Source organism: Neisseria sp. HMSC073G10 (assembly GCF_001812605.1).
In the GTDB taxonomy this organism is placed as follows: Bacteria; Pseudomonadota; Gammaproteobacteria; order Burkholderiales; family Neisseriaceae; genus Neisseria; species Neisseria subflava_A.
In genome coordinates this window covers 177,578-195,977 of the sequence record NZ_KV809528.1, presented here as the reverse complement: position 1 = coordinate 195,977, position 18,400 = coordinate 177,578, and the positions used below count along the sequence as shown (strand labels likewise).

The 18,400-nt window shown below is 48.6% G+C and carries 22 protein-coding genes and 1 pseudogene; 16 read left to right on the top strand and 7 right to left on the bottom strand.

Annotated features, from left to right (window positions below; all coding sequences use genetic code 11):
- Positions 1 to 202 precede the first annotated feature (202 nt).
- From HMPREF2865_RS11690 to cysS, 15 genes and pseudogenes are all read left to right on the top strand, one after another.
- Entirely contained in the window at positions 203 to 439 is a 237-nt protein-coding gene (locus HMPREF2865_RS11690) for a YrhB domain-containing protein (protein ID WP_081456507.1), read from the top strand.
- A gap of 113 nt (positions 440 to 552) precedes the next feature.
- Positions 553 to 747: pseudogene (locus HMPREF2865_RS12475) on the top strand (hypothetical protein); the annotation flags it as partial.
- Between the two features lie 189 nt (positions 748 to 936).
- Positions 937 to 1,737, top strand: coding sequence for an ABC transporter ATP-binding protein (locus HMPREF2865_RS06865; protein WP_070646527.1), 801 nt, complete (start codon positions 937 to 939; stop codon positions 1,735 to 1,737).
- 65 nt (positions 1,738 to 1,802) lie between these two features.
- Positions 1,803 to 2,579, top strand: a complete 777-nt coding sequence (gene mlaE / locus HMPREF2865_RS06860) for a lipid asymmetry maintenance ABC transporter permease subunit MlaE (protein WP_049344968.1) — start codon at positions 1,803 to 1,805, stop codon at positions 2,577 to 2,579.
- A 49-nt stretch (positions 2,580 to 2,628) separates the two neighbouring features.
- Complete coding sequence (gene mlaD, locus HMPREF2865_RS06855; protein WP_003748012.1) at positions 2,629 to 3,123, top strand: outer membrane lipid asymmetry maintenance protein MlaD; 495 nt, start codon at positions 2,629 to 2,631, stop codon at positions 3,121 to 3,123.
- A gap of 32 nt (positions 3,124 to 3,155) precedes the next feature.
- Entirely contained in the window at positions 3,156 to 3,746 is a 591-nt protein-coding gene (locus HMPREF2865_RS06850) for an MlaC/ttg2D family ABC transporter substrate-binding protein (RefSeq protein WP_049332874.1), read from the top strand.
- Positions 3,747 to 3,809: 63 nt separating this feature from the next.
- Positions 3,810 to 4,088 (top strand): STAS domain-containing protein, encoded by a 279-nt coding sequence (locus tag HMPREF2865_RS06845; protein WP_036493932.1) that lies wholly within the window; start codon positions 3,810 to 3,812, stop codon positions 4,086 to 4,088.
- On the top strand, positions 4,085 to 4,909 hold the full coding sequence (locus HMPREF2865_RS06840) for an MlaA family lipoprotein (protein WP_070646526.1): 825 nt from the start codon (positions 4,085 to 4,087) through the stop codon (positions 4,907 to 4,909). Before HMPREF2865_RS06845 ends, HMPREF2865_RS06840 begins: the two co-directional genes overlap by 4 nt.
- 114 nt (positions 4,910 to 5,023) lie before the next feature.
- Positions 5,024 to 5,386 carry a hypothetical protein gene (locus tag HMPREF2865_RS06835; protein WP_003681812.1) on the top strand — a complete coding sequence of 121 codons (363 nt, stop codon included), beginning with the start codon at positions 5,024 to 5,026 and terminating at the stop codon, positions 5,384 to 5,386.
- Positions 5,386 to 5,769 (top strand): acyl-CoA thioesterase, encoded by a 384-nt coding sequence (locus tag HMPREF2865_RS06830; protein ID WP_070646525.1) that lies wholly within the window; start codon positions 5,386 to 5,388, stop codon positions 5,767 to 5,769. The genes HMPREF2865_RS06835 and HMPREF2865_RS06830 overlap by 1 nt, the downstream gene beginning before the upstream one ends.
- Positions 5,766 to 6,254 carry a peroxiredoxin family protein gene (locus HMPREF2865_RS06825; RefSeq protein ID WP_004519060.1) on the top strand — a complete coding sequence of 163 codons (489 nt, stop codon included), beginning with the start codon at positions 5,766 to 5,768 and terminating at the stop codon, positions 6,252 to 6,254. Before HMPREF2865_RS06830 ends, HMPREF2865_RS06825 begins: the two co-directional genes overlap by 4 nt.
- 143 nt (positions 6,255 to 6,397) lie before the next feature.
- On the top strand, positions 6,398 to 7,552 hold the full coding sequence (gene obgE / locus HMPREF2865_RS06820) for a GTPase ObgE (RefSeq protein ID WP_070646524.1): 1,155 nt from the start codon (positions 6,398 to 6,400) through the stop codon (positions 7,550 to 7,552).
- Positions 7,553 to 7,635: 83 nt separating this feature from the next.
- The gene (locus HMPREF2865_RS06815) at positions 7,636 to 8,793 is read left to right on the top strand and encodes an AAA family ATPase (RefSeq protein ID WP_070646523.1); all 1,158 of its coding nucleotides are present in this window, start codon (positions 7,636 to 7,638) and stop codon (positions 8,791 to 8,793) included.
- A gap of 9 nt (positions 8,794 to 8,802) precedes the next feature.
- Positions 8,803 to 9,411 carry a cysteine--tRNA ligase gene (locus HMPREF2865_RS06810; RefSeq protein ID WP_070646522.1) on the top strand — a complete coding sequence of 203 codons (609 nt, stop codon included), beginning with the start codon at positions 8,803 to 8,805 and terminating at the stop codon, positions 9,409 to 9,411.
- A 63-nt stretch (positions 9,412 to 9,474) separates the two neighbouring features.
- Positions 9,475 to 11,103 carry a cysteine--tRNA ligase gene (cysS, locus tag HMPREF2865_RS06805; RefSeq protein ID WP_168163635.1) on the top strand — a complete coding sequence of 543 codons (1,629 nt, stop codon included), beginning with the start codon at positions 9,475 to 9,477 and terminating at the stop codon, positions 11,101 to 11,103.
- A 112-nt stretch (positions 11,104 to 11,215) separates the two neighbouring features.
- Here the strand turns inward: cysS and HMPREF2865_RS06800 are convergent, their stop codons facing one another.
- Positions 11,216 to 11,821, bottom strand: coding sequence for a nitroreductase family protein (locus HMPREF2865_RS06800; RefSeq protein WP_049335801.1), 606 nt, complete (start codon positions 11,819 to 11,821; stop codon positions 11,216 to 11,218).
- A gap of 15 nt (positions 11,822 to 11,836) precedes the next feature.
- Positions 11,837 to 12,232 (bottom strand): DoxX family protein, encoded by a 396-nt coding sequence (locus HMPREF2865_RS06795; protein WP_049335799.1) that lies wholly within the window; start codon positions 12,230 to 12,232, stop codon positions 11,837 to 11,839.
- A 127-nt stretch (positions 12,233 to 12,359) separates the two neighbouring features.
- Here HMPREF2865_RS06795 and HMPREF2865_RS06790 point away from each other — a divergent pair, with 127 nt between their 5' ends.
- Positions 12,360 to 13,250 carry a LysR family transcriptional regulator gene (locus HMPREF2865_RS06790; RefSeq protein ID WP_070646521.1) on the top strand — a complete coding sequence of 297 codons (891 nt, stop codon included), beginning with the start codon at positions 12,360 to 12,362 and terminating at the stop codon, positions 13,248 to 13,250.
- Between the two features lie 57 nt (positions 13,251 to 13,307).
- Here HMPREF2865_RS06790 and HMPREF2865_RS06785 read toward each other — a convergent pair whose 3' ends face one another.
- The 5 genes from HMPREF2865_RS06785 to HMPREF2865_RS06770 all read right to left on the bottom strand — a co-directional run bounded on the left by HMPREF2865_RS06785 (position 13,308) and on the right by HMPREF2865_RS06770 (position 18,346).
- The gene (locus HMPREF2865_RS06785; RefSeq protein WP_003683849.1) at positions 13,308 to 13,649 is read right to left on the bottom strand and encodes a hypothetical protein; all 342 of its coding nucleotides are present in this window, start codon (positions 13,647 to 13,649) and stop codon (positions 13,308 to 13,310) included.
- Positions 13,650 to 13,778: 129 nt separating this feature from the next.
- A complete protein-coding gene (locus HMPREF2865_RS12380; RefSeq protein WP_283120650.1) occupies positions 13,779 to 14,312 on the bottom strand; it encodes a Fic family protein in 534 nt (177 codons plus the stop codon).
- On the bottom strand, positions 14,216 to 14,845 hold the full coding sequence (locus tag HMPREF2865_RS12375) for a Fic/DOC family N-terminal domain-containing protein (RefSeq protein ID WP_283120649.1): 630 nt from the start codon (positions 14,843 to 14,845) through the stop codon (positions 14,216 to 14,218). The genes HMPREF2865_RS12380 and HMPREF2865_RS12375 overlap by 97 nt, the downstream gene beginning before the upstream one ends.
- A gap of 145 nt (positions 14,846 to 14,990) precedes the next feature.
- Positions 14,991 to 17,264, bottom strand: a complete 2,274-nt coding sequence (locus tag HMPREF2865_RS06775; protein ID WP_070646520.1) for a Tex family protein — start codon at positions 17,262 to 17,264, stop codon at positions 14,991 to 14,993.
- A 62-nt stretch (positions 17,265 to 17,326) separates the two neighbouring features.
- The gene (locus HMPREF2865_RS06770) at positions 17,327 to 18,346 is read right to left on the bottom strand and encodes an FRG domain-containing protein (protein ID WP_063076743.1); all 1,020 of its coding nucleotides are present in this window, start codon (positions 18,344 to 18,346) and stop codon (positions 17,327 to 17,329) included.
- Between the last annotated feature and the right edge of the window lie 54 nt (positions 18,347 to 18,400).

Genomic DNA, 18,400 nt, shown 5'->3' with positions numbered 1-18,400 from the left:
AACGCACGCATGCGGTTCTCAAGGTTTGAGCTAAGAGGCCTTCTGAAAACAGAAAAACCGTTTCAGACGGCCTTTGTTTAACGCCATCGATCCAGCAGGCCATAAAGTGCAATTATCCAAAAAGGTATATTGATGGGCAAATACAAAAAGGAGGAGAAGTCAATTTTGCTATCTTCAAACATTTTCAATTTGGGGTATTTCCATGGTAATTACTTATCAAGAAGCAAAGAAAATCGCAGTATCTTTTTTAAGTCAAATAGAGCAAGAAATGGGAATTTCATTGTTAATAGTTGAATCTCATGTACGAGAAAATGATGATGGGTGGGTTTTCCCATATCAGTCAAAAGAATATTTAGAAACAATGGATATAAACAAATCTATTATTGGAAATTGGCCTATATTTGTTTCTAAAAATGGAGGAGTTCCTTCTATTCGTTGATTCAAGCCCATTAGCTAAGTCCGTATCCCACTAAACTTGAAACTATATGGATGAAACGGGTGAAATATATGGACCAACAGGACGCTTTAGGCGTGGAGCAAATAACAAAATTAAAGAAATATATTATTCTACAAGAGAGAGGAAAGAAGATTTATTGATGTTTTATTCTTTCTTTTCACAAAGAATTCAATAGATATTGGATTAGCCGTGTCCTGTATAAGCGCCCCCAAAAAAAGTATTGATATTTGATGATAAAAATATTTTTATTGGATTTGATTCAGTTGTTTTTTTGTATTTCTATACAAAATATACCTACACAGCCGTCTGTATGTTTGACACAACACGCAACAAAACGACCGTACCACCAACGCTTCTGCATTCTTTCACACGTTTTTACCCGTTATTCCTAAGCGCAGGCCGTCTGAAAATTGCCCGAATATCCAATACCCTTTACAATACCCGTAATTAAAATACATTTTTTGACACCCCTCTCCTGCATGAGTTCCACACCCTTCATCGAAATGAAAGACGTTGCCTTCGCATATGGCGACCGTCCTATTCTGAACAACATCAACTTCAGCATTCCACAAGGCAATTTCGCCGCCGTAATGGGTGGTTCAGGCAGCGGTAAAACCACGCTGATGCGCCTGATTACGGGGCAAATCCACCCGCAATCGGGCAAAGTGCTGATTGAAGGGCGCGATTTAGCTGCATTTTCGGCGCAGGAGCTGTACGAACACCGCCGCCGCATGGGCGTTTTGTTCCAACACGGCGCATTGTTCACCGACTTATCCGTCTTCGACAACATCGCCTTCCCCATGCGCGAGCTGACGGATTTGCCCGAAGCGGTCATCCGCGATTTAGTATTGCTGAAACTGAATGCAGTCGGTTTGCGCGGTGTTGAAAACCTGATGCCTTCCGAACTTTCCGGCGGTATGTCGCGCCGCGTCGCCCTTGCGCGTACGATTGCGCTCGACCCTGAAATCATGTTGTACGACGAACCTTTCACCGGCCTCGACCCGATTTCGCTGGGCGTCATCGCCCACCTCATCAGCCGCGCCAACAAAGCCCTGCGCTCCACCAGCGTGATGGTAACGCACGACATCGAAAAATCGCTGGAAATCGTCGATCAAGTGATTTTCTTGGCACACGGCGAAATCATGTTCTCCGGCTCGCCCAAAGAAATGCGCGAACTCGACTCGCCTTGGGTGCGCCAGTTTGTCGGCGGTTTGGCAGACGGCCCCGTCGCATACCGCTATCCGGCGCAAACGACTTTAAAACAAGACTTGCTGGGCTGATGTTCAGACGGCCTGAAGCTTAAACAAGGCCGTCTGAAAACCATTTAACCAATCAACTGAAACCTATGAATTTTATCCGTTCCGTCGGGGCAAAAACCCTCGGCTTCATCCAATCGCTGGGCAGCATTACGCTGTTTTTCCTGCATATCCTGGCCAAATCAGGCACGGCATTTACCCGACCGCGCCTGAGCATCCGCCAGGTTTACTTTGCAGGCGTGTTGTCTGTCCTGATTGTTGCCGTCTCCGGCCTGTTTGTCGGCATGGTATTGGGCTTGCAAGGCTATACGCAGCTGGCAAAATTCAAATCCGCCGATATTTTGGGCTATATGGTTGCCGCTTCCCTGTTGCGCGAATTGGGTCCCGTATTGGCGGCTATTCTGTTTGCCAGCAGCGCGGGCGGTGCCATGACCAGCGAAATCGGTTTGATGAAAACCACCGAGCAGCTTGAAGCAATGAACGTGATGGCGGTCGACCCCGTGGCACGCGTGGTTGCGCCGCGCTTTTGGGCGGGCGTGTTTTCCATGCCTTTGCTGGCGTCGATTTTCAACGTTGCCGGCATTTACGGCGCGTATTTGGTCGGCGTCGAATGGCTGGGTTTGGACGGCGGTATTTTCTGGTCGCAAATGCAAAACAACATTACCTTCCATTACGACGTACTCAACGGCTTAATCAAATCCGCCGCTTTCGGCGTAGCCGTTACGCTGATAGCCGTACATCAGGGTTTTCACTGCGTACCGACTTCCGAAGGTATTTTGCGCGCCAGTACACGCACCGTAGTGTCTTCCGCCCTGACCATCCTCGCTGTCGACTTCATTTTGACCGCATGGATGTTTACCGACTGAAGGCCGTCTGAAACGACACTTAAAAAGAATGAAACAAGGACAATAGCACATGAAAAAAAATGCTTTGGAATTTTGGGTAGGACTGTTTGTCTTACTGGGCGCGGCCGCTATCGGCTTTCTCGCCTTCCGCGCCGCCGGCGGACAATCGTTCGGCAAATCATCACAAACCTACACCGTCTATGCTGATTTCAGCGACATCGGCGGCTTGAAAACCAACGCTCCGGTCAAATCCGCAGGCGTACTGGTCGGCCGCGTTGCCTCCATTCAGCTCGACCCTAAATCCTATCAGGCAAAAGTCGCCCTCAATCTGGACAGCCAATATCAGTTCAGCAGCGACGTTTCCGCACAAATCCTGACTTCAGGCCTGTTGGGCGAACAATACATCGGCCTGCAACAAGGTGGCGATACCGATTCTTTGGCGGCAGGCGACACCATTACCGTCACCAGCTCCGCCATGGTTTTGGAAAACCTTATCGGCAAATTCATGACCAGCTTTGCCGAGAAAAACGCAGATGGTGAATCTGCCGGTCAAAACAAACAATAAACACATATCCACTCAATATTCAGGACACTCCCATGAAAAAAACTTCCTTCATCAGCGCATTGAGCATCGGCGTATTGAGCATCAGCATGGCCTTTGCCTCTCCTGCCGACGCAGTCAACCAAGTCCGTGAAAACTCCGTTCAAGTGCTGAAAATCCTCAACAGCGGCGACGCCAACACTGCACGCCAAAAAGCTGAAGCCTACGCCATCCCTTACTTCGACTTCCAACGCATGACCGCTTTGGCCGTCGGCAATCCGTGGCGCACTGCGACTGACGCACAAAAACAAGCGTTGACCAAAGAGTTCCAAACCCTGCTGATCCGCACCTACTCCGGCACCATGCTGAAATTCAAAAACGCCAAGGTCAACATCAAAGACAACCCGGTCGTAAACAAAGGCGGTAAAGAAATCGTTGTCCGCGCCGAAATCAACGTTTCCGGCCAAAAACCGGTCAACATGGACTTCACCACCTACCAAAGCGGCAGCAGATACCGCGCATACAATGTCGCAGTCGAAGGCGCAAGCTTGGTTACCGTATACCGCAACCAATTCGGCGAAACCATCAAAGCCAAAGGTATTGATGGTCTGATTGCCGACTTGAAAGCCAAAAACGGCGGTAAATAATCCACCCCCGCACCATGCCGCCTGATGTTCAGACGGCATGGTGCCTTACATCATAAAGACACCATGCAAACAGAAATCCGCAACGGCACGCTCTACATCAGCGGCGACGTTACCGTCAAAACCCTGACTGCCTCCGCCTTTGCGCGCTACGAACAACAATGCCGTCTGAAAGAAACAGACAGCATAGACTTCAGCCAAGTAGGCAAAGCAGATTCCGCCTGCGTTTCCCTGCTGCTCAACGCTCTGCGCCGGACAGACAAAAAACCGACCATTCAAAACATTCCCGATTCCGTCCGCGCACTGGCCGAACTTTACGAAATCAAAGACTGGTTGCAATCATGAAAAAAACCACCGCTTCCCTCTGCCTCATCATCAGCCTTGCCTCCGCTCCCGCACTTGCCGAACGCAATCCGGCCGACCCTTACGAAGGCTACAATCGCACCGTTTCCAAGTTCAACGACAAAGCAGACAAATACGTCCTTTCCCCTGTAGCACGCGGCTATCGCAAAGTAACGCCCAAACCGGTGCGTACCGGCGTGAGCAACTTCTTCAACAACCTGCGCGATGTTGTCAGCTTCGGCAGCAACGTGCTGCGCCTTGACATCAAACGCGCTAGCGAAGACCTCGTCCGCGTCGGCATCAACACCACCTTCGGCCTTGGCGGTTTAATCGACGTAGCCGGTGCAGGCGGCGTACCCAGCAATAAAAACACCCTCGGCGACACCTTCGCCTCATGGGGCTGGAAAAACAGCAACTACTTCGTCGTCCCCCTGCTCGGCCCGTCTACCGTACGCGATACCGTCGGCAACGCCATTACCACCGTCTATCCGGTTAAAAATGCCATCTTCCACACCAGCGCAGGACGCTGGGGTACAACCGGCCAGCAAGCCATCAACACCCGCGAAGAGCTCCTCGACCTGACCGACAGCCTCGAAGGTGCAGCCATCGACAAATACAGCTACACACGCGACCTTTACATGAAAGTCCGCACCCAACAAACCGGCGGCACGCTCCCTCAAAGCGAAGACGACAATATCGACATTGATGACTTGGTGGACAGCAATGCCACTTCCGAACCGGTAGCACCCCAATCCGCTCCAGCAGAAATCCCCGATACAGCCAATCCTCAAACTCTGTATCAAACACCATCAGAAAATCCCTGATTGTTTCCAAAAATAAAGGCCGTCTGAAATTCAGACGGCCTTTATCCCCCAAAAGATAGCCAGTCCCCCACCTTTGCTATATCATTCAACTATACAGAAACCAAGGAAAACACCATGTACGAAGTCAACCGCAGCGTCTTCCTGCTTATCCCCCTCGATCCTTTTTGGAACTGGCTAAAATCCCTACCCGGCAATCACTTGGATGGCCTGACGCTTGAAGACATCCAAGCCGATGCCAATTCTTACCTCGTTCGCCCGTGCGAAACCGCCGACGAAGTATGGGATGAAATCGAAGCGCGTTTCGAAGACATTTTTGCTGCCGAATTGGCCGACTGGTGCGAAGACGAAAGCGAATGGCCGGATTTGGACGCCGACATTTTCAACGAATGGTTCGACATCCAACTCTCCACCGTAATTACCGACCTCGAACACGAACCAATCGCACGCGAAGAGTTCCAACCCATCAATCTCAACTGATGAAACTGACCGTCCGCAACTACCATCTCGACGGCTACGGCCACGTCAACAATGCGCGCTATCTCGAATTTCTCGAAGAAGCGCGCTGGACGTTTTTCCAAGAGCATGAGCTTCTGTCCGAACTCGAAGGCATCATGCTCGTTGTTGCACGCGTTGATATCCGCTATCGCCGCCCGTCGCTTGAAGGCGATGTTTTAACCTTTACAGGCCGTCTGAAAGACATTGGCACACGCCACATCATCCTCAGCCAAACCGCGACCCTGCCCAACGGCAAAGCCGCCATCGAAGCCGAAGTTACCCTTATGCCCGTCAGCAGCAAAAGCGGCCGCAGCATCAGCGTTCCCCAAACCTTAGCACACGCAATTCAAAGCCTCACATCATGAAAAAAATACTCACACTCCTTGTCGTTGCCACGATTGGCGCGCTTCTTGCCTTCGTCCTTATCCCCAGCAACAAAGCCGCCCCTGATTTCGCCCTGCCCGACCTGCAAGGCAAAACCATTACCAACGCCGATTTAAAAGACAAAGTTACCCTCATTAACTTCTGGTTTCCCTCCTGCCCCGGCTGCGTGAGCGAGATGCCTAAAATCATCAAAACCGCCCAAGATTATCAAGGCAAAAATTTCCAAGTCCTCGGCATTGCCCAGCCCATCGACCCTATTGAGAGCGTCCATCAGTACGTCAAAGAATACGGCCTTCCTTTCACCGTCATGTACGATGCCGACAAAACTGCCGCAAAAGCCTTTGGCACACAGGTTTACCCGACTTCTGTCCTGATCGACAAAAACGGTAACATCCTCAAAACCTACGTTGGCGAACCCAATTTCACCCAACTCTACCAAGAAATCGACCAAGCCCTCGCCCAATAAATCCAAGGCCGTCTGAAACCATATTTCAGACGGCCTAAAACCGAAATATCCTTTATAATAAGCAACATTTTATCCGTTCAGACACCAAGCTCCTCTATCAACAAAGGTCGTCTGAAACAACCGAATACCCATAAGAGAACATCATGAAATTTATCGACGAAGCAAAAATCGAAGTCGCCGCAGGCAAAGGCGGTAATGGCGCAACCAGTTTCCGCCGCGAAAAATTCGTACCCCGAGGCGGCCCTGACGGCGGTGACGGTGGCAAAGGCGGCAGCGTTTGGGCAGAAGCCGATGAAAACACCAACACCCTCGTCGAATACCGCTTCGTCAAACGCTACCAAGCCAAAAACGGCGAAAAAGGCCACGGTTCCGACCGCTACGGCGCAGGTGCGGACGACATCGTCCTCAAAATGCCCGTCGGCACCCTTATCCGCGACCTCGACACCGACGAAATCGTCGCCGACCTCACCTACCACGGCCAGCGCGTCTGCCTCGCCAAGGGCGGCAAAGGCGGCTTGGGCAACATCCACTTCAAATCTTCCGTCAACCGCGCGCCCAAACAATCCACCCCCGGCGAAGAAGGCGAAACCCGCTCCCTGCAACTTGAGCTTAAAGTCCTCGCCGATGTCGGCTTGTTAGGCATGCCCAACGCCGGTAAATCCACCCTGATTACCGCCGTATCCGCCGCACGCCCCAAAATCGCCAACTACCCCTTCACCACCCTGCATCCGAATTTAGGCGTCGTGCGCATCGACGAAAACCACAGCTTCGTCATGGCCGACATCCCCGGCCTGATTGAAGGCGCGGCAGAAGGCGCAGGCCTAGGCCACCGCTTCCTCAAACACTTATCGCGCACCGGCCTGCTGTTGCACGTTGTCGATTTGGCGCCCTTCGACGAAACCGTCAACCCCGCCGAAGAAGCCCTCGCCATCATCAATGAATTGCGCAAATACGACGAAGAACTCTACGATAAACCGCGCTGGCTGGTGCTGAACAAACTCGACATGCTTGATGAAGAAGAAGCCCAAGCGCGTAGCGCCGCCTTCCTCGAAGCCATCGGCTGGGACTATCCGAAACCAGACGACCGCTTCCAATTCGACATGGAAACTCCGCGCCTCTTTCAAATCAGCGCCCTGACCCACCAAGGCACGCAGGAATTGGTACACCAAATCAACCAATACCTGACCGAGAAAAAACGCATCGAAGCCGAAAAAACAGAAGCGGAGCAGGCAGCGGCAAAAGCCGAGATTGCCGAGCAGCAGCCTAAAACGGATACTGGCGTGTTTAAGCCGGAGTAAATTTATTATCCCTATAGAGCGCCTGAAGATATTATCTTTTTCAAGCAAACTATCAGTATATTAAAAAATTGAGAGATTAATCTATGAGCAAAAGTAAAGCTGTTAAATCTTTAAATTTGGAAAATTTCAGCGTCTTACCGAATACAAATTTTGAATTTTCTCCACAATTAAATGTAATTATGGCTGAGAATGGTTGTGGGAAAAGTCATTTACTTAAACTGATTTATAGCCTATTGGAAGTTACCTCCAATCCCAACAATGAACTTTCGAAAACCAATTTGGAAACGCAATTTGCAAACAAATTAATTAATGTATTCCGTCCAGATTCTTTAGGTAGTTTGGTAAAAAAAGCTCTTGGCCTTCAGGGAATCATCGAGGAACTTGATGCGAATAGACGTGCCTTGGAAATACTGATGAAAAAATCTAAAACTGAAAATGATTTGGATTATGAGGAAAATTCTAATACAGGGGATAACCCTTTAAACTCTAAAAAAGCAAATATTAAATTAACCTTACTGAATGAAGAATACTATCATATCAAATTTTCAAATACGGCAAGTAAAAAAGTTGTTATAGAAAAATTAATTAATAGCTATTCTGAATTACCAATATTTATACCAAGCAGGGAACTCATCACTTTATGCCCTTGGTTTGTATCTTTATATTTAACAAACAGTATCCCATTTGAAGAAACATGGTTTGATACTTGTAAGCTCTTAACTGCTCCATTATTAAAAGACAATGAACGTATTAAAGACTTACTTTCCCAAATTGAAAAAGCAATGGATGGTTCTGTTCTAGAAAAACAAGGCCGTTTTTATTTAAGACCCCATCGCAGCAACAGAACAATCGAAGCACCTCTTGTAGCAGAAGGTTTACGTAAATTTGTCATGATTGCCAGATTAATCGCAACAGGGGCATTGCTAGATAAAGGTTATCTATTTTGGGATGAACCAGAAGCTAATCTGAATCCTAAATTGATCAAAGTGGCTGCCCGTATTATTTGGTCTTTATCCCAACAAGGTATTCAGGTTTTTATTGCAACACACTCTTTATTCCTATTGAGAGAATTGGAACTTTTGAATTTTGAAAATAAAACAGATTTACCTGTACGTTTTTTCTCATTGGTTGCTTCCGATGATGGAACAAAAGTAGAACAAGGGGACAGCATTAATGATTTGGACACATTGATATTGTTAGATGAAAGCATTATGCAGGCAGACAGGTATCTGAATATTTGAGGTTAGATTATGACCATAATCAAAGAAAAGAGATTAACTTTTACTTTTCCTGAAGATTACTGTGCTACCAAATATGACGATTGGGAACATTATGAAATTTTTCAGAACAGTTGTAATTTACGTAACAAAATTGATACAAATGAAAAAGGGAAAAATGGGATAGATCAAAGTGTGGATAACGATAGTGGCAGCTCAGGTGTAGATATAATAGCTCTTCATGAATCGACACTTTGGCTAATTGAAATCAAAGATTATTACCAACTTGAGTCTAAGCCAAATGCTCAATCAATAGATGAAAAATTATCTGACCTACCATATTTAATCGCAAGAAAAGTTCGAGATTCATTAGCAGGATTGGTTTCCGCTAAATTTAAAGCAGAAAAGCAGGAGGAAAAAGATTTTGCTCACTTAGCCTTAAATTGCAACGAAATAAAAATAGTTCTTCATATTGAAATGCCTAGTAAAAGTAAACTTTCTCCTTCTTCATTAGATGTAGCCTTATTAAAAGATAGGTTTAAAACATCAAAGTTTACAAAAACATTTGAGAATTGTTATGCAAAACCAATATTCACGAATATCAACCATATTAATAACGGGCAACCGTGTGATATTCCTTAGTCTGTATCTACAGGAACAGAACAGCAATCATCATCCGAGCAACAAAGATCAATCCATAATCCCATGACCACCATCTACAACACCCTTACCCGCCAAAAAGAACCCTTCTCCCCCATCGATCCTAAAAACGTGCGTATGTACGTTTGCGGTATGACTGTTTACGACTATTGCCACTTAGGCCATGCACGCGTGATGGTTGTGTTCGACATGATTGCCCGTTGGTTGCGCGAGTGCGGTTATCCGCTCACTTATGTGCGCAACATCACTGACATCGACGACAAAATCATCGCCCGCGCGGCTGAAAACGGCGAAACCATCGGCGAACTGACTGCGCGTTTCATTCAGGCTATGCACGAAGATGCCGATGCTTTGGGTGTGTTGCGTCCGGATATTGAGCCGAAGGCAACAGAAAACATTCCGCAGATGATTGCCATGATTGAAACCCTGATTCAAAACGGCAAGGCATACCCTGCTTCAAACGGCGACGTTTACTACGCCGTGCGCGAGTTTGCCGCTTACGGCCAATTATCGGGCAAATCGCTAGACGACCTGCGCGCAGGTGAGCGTGTAGAAGTGGACGGTTTCAAACGCGATCCGCTTGATTTTGTATTGTGGAAAGCGGCCAAAGCAGGCGAACCTGCATGGGAAAGCCCTTGGGGTAACGGCCGTCCGGGTTGGCATATTGAATGCTCTGCCATGAGTGAAAACCTGTTCGGCGATACTTTCGATATCCACGGCGGCGGTGCGGACTTGCAGTTCCCGCACCACGAAAACGAAATCGCCCAAAGTGTCGGCGCGACAGGACATACCTGCGGCCACGACCACGCGCAAACCCACCACGGTCAAAGCATCGCCAGCCACGTCAAATACTGGCTGCACAACGGCTTCATCCGTGTGGACGGCGAAAAAATGTCCAAATCGTTGGGCAACTTCTTTACTATCCGCGAAGTGTTGAAACAATATGACCCGGAAGTCGTGCGCTTCTTCATCCTGCGCGCCCACTACCGCAGCCCGTTGAACTACTCCGACGCGCATTTGGACGACGCAAAAGGTGCGTTGACACGCCTGTACACAACCTTGAAAAACACACCAGCGGCTGAGTTTGATTTATCTGAAAACGCTAACGACTACACCCGCCGCTTCTACGCCGCCATGAACGACGATTTCGGCACGGTCGAAGCCATTGCTGTATTGTTCAAACTTGCCAGTGAAGTAAACAAGACTAATGATGCGCACCTTGCGGGCTGTCTGAAAGCCTTGGGCGGCATCATCGGCCTGCTGCAACGCAATCCAATCAAGTTCTTGCAAGGTGGTGCGGCTTCAGACAATCTTTTCAAAAAAGAAATCGAAGATTTGATTGAGCAAGACAAACAAGCACGCGCAGATAAAAACTGGATAGAGTCTGACCGCATCCGCAACCTGCTCTTGGATACATATAACATTATTTTGGAAGATAACGCCAGCGGTACGACTTGGCGGCAAGGAAACCCAATCAAATTGACTTATAAAGATTACTTTAAAATCAATCCTAATAGCCTCTCCAACGAAGAAATCGAAGATTTAATCGCCCGCCGCAAACAGGCACGTGCGGATAAAAACTGGGCGGAATCCGACCGTATCCGCGACCTTCTGAACGAACACAAAATCATTCTGGAAGACAACGCCGGCGGTACGACTTGGCGCCGCGGTTGATTTTATGGCATAGATAAAAGGCCGTCTGAAACTGTTTTCAGACGGCCTTTTTAATTTTGTTATTTCAAAAAGGGCGCAAACATCGCGCCCTTTGTTTAACACATCATTTCACTTATGCGCCAAATACTTTCAGACGGCCTTCGATTGGTTGGAAGGCTTTTTCACCGGCTGAAGCCGCGATACCGCCAATCACCATTTGCGCACGCAACAACCAGCTTTCCGGCAAGTTCCATTCTTTGGCAATGGCCGCATCAGGCAGTGGATTGTAGTGTTGTAGATTGGCGCCGATACCGGCAGCCGCCAATGTTGTCCACACAGCATATTGAACCATGGCATTTGCCTGATCCGCCCAGATCGGGAAGTTGGCCGCATAAGATGGGAACTGCTCTTGCAAGCCTTTGACAACATCTTGATCTTCAAAGAACAAAACTGTCGCCGCGCCTGCTTTAAACAAGTTCAGTTTTTGCGCAGTGGCTTCAAACTGCTCGGCAGGAACAATTGCACGCAAAGCTTCTTCAACAAAATGCCACACTTTGGCATGTTCTTCGCCAAACAATACGACCACTCGGGCAGATTGCGAATTGAAAGAAGACGGCGTATGCAAAACGGCGTGTTCGATGATTTTGGTTACTTCCTCATTGGACAGAGGCAGGGTGTTGCTCAATGCATAGATAGAACGACGGGTTTCAGCAGCTTGTTGCAAAACAGAATAAGTCATGATCTTTTCCTTAAATTAATCTTTATCTTTACCAAAAGCGTTATCCAAAGCCCACGCTCCGCCACCGACTACTGCCAGATACAGGAACACGAAGCAGAACAAAACGGCAGATTCGCCATGGTTGGCCAATGGGAACAAAACATTACCAGAAGACGCGTGGGCCATAAAGTAGGCGGCTGCCATCTGACCGGACAAAACAAACGCGGCCGGACGCGTAAACAGGCCCAATATCAATAAGATACCACCGACAATTTCCAAAACACCGGCCACCAGCATCAAGCCTTCGGGCGCACCGCCCATAGACATCGGAAAACTGAAAAACTTGGCCGTACCATGCAGCAAAAACAGATACGCCGCAACAATACGCAAGACAGACAATACAACAGGTTGGAATGATTTGAGGGCTGACATCTTAATAATCCTTATTTTAATGGCTACCTGAAGAGGTATGGAGCAATTTCAATAAGTGCAGTATAGATAATTCCCAGTAAGAGATATATACTCGAATTATTGATACAACGTTTCCTAATAAGAAATAATGGATACCCTATTTAGCCTAAAAGTTTTCCGCCAAGTTGTTCAAAGCGGCAGCTTTACCCGTGCCGCCGATCAGCTCGATATCTCCACCGCCATGGCCAGCAAACACGTCAGCCATCTGGAAAACACCATTCAAGCCAAGCTCTTACACCGCAACAGCCGCAACCTTCATCTGACCGAAGCAGGCGAAGAATACTACCGCCAGTGCAGCTACGCGCTGGATACCTTGGACACCGCTGCCCAAAAAGCGGCAGGCGGTACCGACACGCCGCAAGGTATGTTGCGCGTTACCATGCCCCTGTGGTTTGCAGGCGGTAATATGAGCGCATGGTTGGCAGAATACCGCCAGCGTTATCCCAAAGTCACGCTCGACCTCGTCCTCGACAACCGCCATATCGACCTCATCGCCGAAGGCTTCGACCTCGCCTTACGCGTTTCCAAAACCCCCTCCCCTTCGCTGATCGTAAAACCGCTGGCCAAAATCGAATTCGTCCTGCTTGCCGCCCCCGACTATCTTGCCCGACACGGCACACCCGATACACCCGAAGCCGTCATGCAGCACCAAGCCATCCTGCCCTCCTATACCAGTCAACAAAACTGGGAAATTACCCACCGCCACACCGGAGAAAAAGCCATTCTCCACCTCTCCCCGGTTATCCGCAGCGACAACACACTGATGATCCGCGAGCTGATTAAATCAGGAGCAGGCATAGGCTATCAGCCCCTTTGGGCAGTTCAGCAGGAATTGAAGGACGGCACATTGGTCCAACTCCTGCCCGATTACACCATCTGGACAGATCAACTGAACGCCACCTATGTCGACAGGGCATTTCTCAGTGCGAAAGTGCGCAGCTTTATCGACTTTCTCAATGAAAAAATATCGGAAGGATAAACATCAAGGCCGTCTGAAACACTTTTCAGACGGCCTTTAATCAAAGCAACAATCCAATCAATAATTGGTCGAGCAGAACTGTTCGCGTTTGTCCGCATCGGCGGCATAGCATGTCAAACCCATGCCTGACGCATTGCTGTTGTTCGCTTTCGCACCCGGTTTCTTGTTCACCAAAACCTTACCGTTTTTACCGATTTCAACGGTTACGCCTTTGCCGTTTTTCAGCTTCCATTTCAACACTTGCGCATCGGCACTTTGGCACTTGCTGACCGTACAGCCGCCTTCTGTCGCGACGTTGCCGTTTTTATAAATCACGCACTGTTGCTGGCTGTCGGTACAGGCCGCATATGCAGCAACGGAGAAACAGGAAATCAGCGCGGCAAACAAAACAGGTTTCATGGTTTGAACTCCTAAGGTTGTGATGATGGGTTTGTAATATTTGGAACTATACGCTTATTTATATCGGCAAGCCATCAAGTATGATGGTAAATAATATATTAATTTAATATTGTATAAATTCAAATATTATCAATTGGTTGGTAGTAAGATACTCATCAGCGCAATATTGATATAGTAGTTGCTTCTGCCTATTTTTTCTTTGTGAAGGAACCCGCCTTCTGTCAGTTCGTCCAGATATTTGGCGGCACTGGGACGAGAAACGTTCAGCGTTTTCATCAGGAAATCGATTTTTGTGTAGGGATGGTTGAATAGGTGGTTAATCAGGTCTTGACTGTAGAAGCTGAATTTTTGCCTGATACGATGTTTGTAGTCCAGCATCGCCTGATGGATGTGCTGCACGGTATCGATGCCGTCCTTGGCGGTTTGTTCCACGGCTTCCAGCATATACAGCAACCAGCCTTCCCATTCACCCGTATCGCGTACATGTTGCAGCAGGCGGTAATATTCGCTTTTGTTCCGCACCAGATAGCGGCTGAGGTATAAGACGGGAATATCCAGCAATCCGGTTAAAACCAGATACAGCACATTGATAATCCTGCCTGTTCTGCCGTTGCCGTCGTAAAACGGGTGAATGCTTTCAAACTGATGATGGAGCAGCGCCATGCGGATAAGCGGGTCATAGGTTTTTCCGTGTTGTCGTCGTTGATAAATGCTTCCAATCTGCTCATCAGGCGGATGATGTCGTCCGTATGTTGCGGCGGCGTATAGACGGTTTCGCCGGTACGGTCGTTTTTCAGCATCGTCCCCGACTGTTTGCGGAATCCGGCACGGTTGCTTTCCAACTCGGCCTGTATTGTCAAAATATGATTGTTGGTCAGCATTCCGTGTTCTTGGATAAGGTCGAAGCCGCAATGCAGTGCTGAAGCATAATTCTGCACTTCTTTGATGGCAGGACTAGACTGGCTTGCCGATATTCCTGCGCGGAACAGTTCGTCATGGGTGGTAATGATATTTTCGATTTCGGAACTGTCTTTGGCTTCCTGCAAAGACAGCGTGTTAATCAGAATGCCTTGGTTGGGAATACTGCGGCAGATACCTTTTAATTCAGCCAGATAACGATGGGCGGAATTCAGTTTTTTCAAGACAGGGACCGTTTCGAGGTCTGCTTCGGGAGGGAATTGTTCGATCGAGTACATTTTAGGTTTTCGGTTAATTGATAAAAAAATCCCATTTTTTTGCTATATCGTTTCGATATGATAAAAAAACGGGATTTTTTTTACAATTTAATTTTATTTATTTGTTTCAAAACGGTTTTACTTTAAATAGCACTTCAGACTACTGTTACCGCTTCAACTTCGCAAACGCATCCGCCATTGCCGAATTGGTCGGGGCGCGGTCGTTGTGTTGGGATTTGCGGTCGCGGCGTTCCTGATGTCGGGTTTCAGACGACCTGTTGCCTTTGGCTGTACTGCCCGCTTCGTCATCCAAACGCATGGTAAGCGCAATGCGTTTACGCGCAGCATCAACTTCTAGTACTTTCACTTTCACCACGTCGCCGGCTTTCACCACTTCGCGCGGGTCTTGGACGAATTTATTGGACAGGGCGGAGATGTGTACCAAGCCGTCTTGATGGACGCCGATGTCCACAAACGCGCCGAAGTTGGCGACGTTGGAGACCACGCCTTCGAGTATCATGCCGACTTGCAAGTCGCTGATTTCGTGAATGCCTTCGGCGAAGGAGGCCGTCTGAAACTCGCCGCGCGGGTCGCGGCCGGGTTTTTCCAGCTCGGACAGGATGTCCAGAATGGTCGGCAGGCCGAAGCGTTCGTCGGTGAAGTCGGATGCTTTGATTTGCTTCACGCGCTCGCGGTTGCCGATGAGTTCGGCGGCGGTAATGCCTTGTTGCGCCAGCATTTTGGCGACGACAGGATAGGCTTCGGGGTGGACGGCGCTCGCGTCCAGCGGCTCTTTTCCGCCGTTAATCCGCAAAAAGCCCGCTGCCTGCTCGAAGGTTTTTTCGCCCAAGCGCGGTACTTTCAGCAATTTTTTGCGGCTGTCGAACGCGCCGTTTTCATCGCGGTAGGCGACGATGTTTTGGGCAAGGGTTTGATTCAAACCAGAAATCCGCGCCAAGAGCGGGGCGGAGGCGGTGTTCACGTCCACGCCGACGGCGTTCACGCAGTCTTCGACCACTGCGTCCAGCGATTTGGCGAGCTGGCTTTGGTTCACGTCGTGCTGATACTGCCCCACGCCGATGGATTTGGGGTCGATTTTGACCAACTCGGCGAGTGGGTCTTGCAGCCTGCGGGCGATGGATACCGCGCCACGCAGGGAAACGTCCAAGTCGGGAAACTCGCGCGCCGCCAGTTCGGACGCGGAATAAATCGATGCGCCGGCTTCGGACACGACGATTTTGTGCAGCCCCATTTCCGGCATTCCGCGCACCAGTTCGCCCGCAATTTTGTCGGTTTCACGGCTGGCGGTGCCGTTGCCGATGGCGATGAGTTTCACGCCGTGTTGTTTAATCAGACGTGACAGCGTTGCCAACATATTGTTTTCTTGATGCAAATAGACGATGACCGTATCCAGCAACTTGCCCGTGTCGTCCACCACGGCGCATTTCACGCCGTTGCGGTAGCCTGGGTCGAGCCCCAGCGTGGTCAGCCGTCCGGCGGGCGCGGCGAGCAGCAAGTCTTTGAGATTGCGGGCGAACACGGTAATCGCGTCGGTGTCGGCGGCTTCTTTCAGACGACCTAAGGCTTCAAGTTCCAGCGACAAAAAGATTTTTGCGCGCCAAGTCAGGCGCACGGTATCGCGCAGCCATTTGTGGCCGTCTGAAACCTTGAAACGGCGGGCGATGATTTGCTCGTATTCACTTTGCTGGGTAATCGGCGTGTCGTCGGGCTGGTATTTGAGCGCGATGTTCAACACGCCTTCGTTGCGGCCGCGCAAAACTGCCAGCGCGCGGTGGCTGGGCATGGCGCGGACGGGTTCGCGGTGGTCGAAATAATCGCTGAATTTTTCGCCTTCGGTTTCTTTGCCTTCAACGACTTGTGCGTGAATTTCGGCTTCGTTCCACAGCTTGTCGCGCAGCGTGCCGATGAGTTCCGCGTCTTCGGCAAACTGCTCCATCAGAATCGCGCGCGCGCCGTCCAGCGCGGCTTTGGTGTCGGGAACGTTTTCGTTCAGGTAGCCTTGCGCGGCGGCTTCCACATCTTGCGGCTGCTCGGCAAGCAACACGTCCGCCAGCGGCTGCAACCCGTGTTCGCGCGCAATTTGCGCTTTGGTGCGGCGTTTGGGCTTGTAGGGCAGATACAGGTCTTCCAGCGCGGTTTTGTTGTCGGTGGCTTCGATTTGCGCCCTGAGGTCGTCTGAAAGCTTGCCTTGCTCTTCAATGCTTTTTAAAACAACGGCTTTGCGCTCTTCCAACTCGCGCAGGTATTGCAGCCGCTCGGCAAGCTGGCGCAGCTGCGTATCATCCAGCCCGCCCGTGGCTTCCTTGCGGTAACGCGCGATAAAGGGGACGGTCGCACCGTCGTCCAAAAGCTCAATGGCGGCATTAATTTGCGCGGCGGTAGCCGAAAGTTCTTGGGAAAGAATTTGAGTAATGTTCATGTGGGATCTTATTGATGGGGGCAAACTGCTGTTTAAATAAAATTCTCAGGTAGCCTAAAAGGTTATTTTGGCTTGTATTGCGACATGATTTCTTGAGCTTGGCTTTCGAGCTCGGGGAAGAGGACTTGCCTGCTAATGCCGAATGCTTTGAGCTCCTGCATGATTTGTCTTTTATTTCTAACGATAAACCTTTTTCCTTTTGTTGGAAGACGTTTCCAATCATCTGGAATTTCAGCAGGATTGCATTTTTTATTATTAATACCGAAAAGTAAAAAGCAACCTTGTTGCCTAGAAATCCGGTCATTGTTGAGTTTGGCACGAACACATAGGACGCGGGTTAAATCTTCTGGTTCAATAGCTGGGCGAAAACTGGGTTTGTCGGTACGAACATCATGTATCAATGAGATGACTTCATTCTGTTTATTGAAGTTTAATAATTTCATAGTATCAAGATTAACTAGTTGTTTAGTCTCATTTGTTTGAAGAAGTTTTTCTATATCCGGGTTCAGTACTTTTAGGGATTCAAGAGTTTTCATTCTTTGAATTGTAAGATGTATCTCATCTAAAGCTTTTTCTGTTATCTCTCTATTAGAAATGATATCTGAATTCCTCATATATTCTGAGAAATCAAAATCTTTATTTCGAAAGGATAGTGCAGCCAAGATAGCTACGGTATCACTATCCCCATATTTAATTTTTGTATCGGGAATGTCGAAAATAATAAACTCCCCAAGCTCTTTATGATGTTCTTCTTTATTACAAGCAAAATACAAGGCAACCAATGCATTTGTTGTTAAATCCAGTAATCGTGTGGCATATCCATAGTGCTGCAACTTAACTAGTTTCTCAAATAACGTATCATTTGGTGAAAAGTCATCAGGGCAGTTGGTTAGAGCATCTTTGATGATTTTATCTTCGTTCTCAATTAAGTATTGCTCACGATAAATGCTGGGAAGAATTTGCCATGTTTGTACTGCATGCCCGCGAAAGAAGCGTGTTTTGCCATGTATTGGCTCGCCCAATTCTTTAAGAATTTGAGTTAAGTCGCTAATACTTTGGATTTCATTGGATTGTTTGGTCATTTGGTGCCTTCTATTAACATTAAATTTTTAGGATTAAATTTTTCATATTGCATG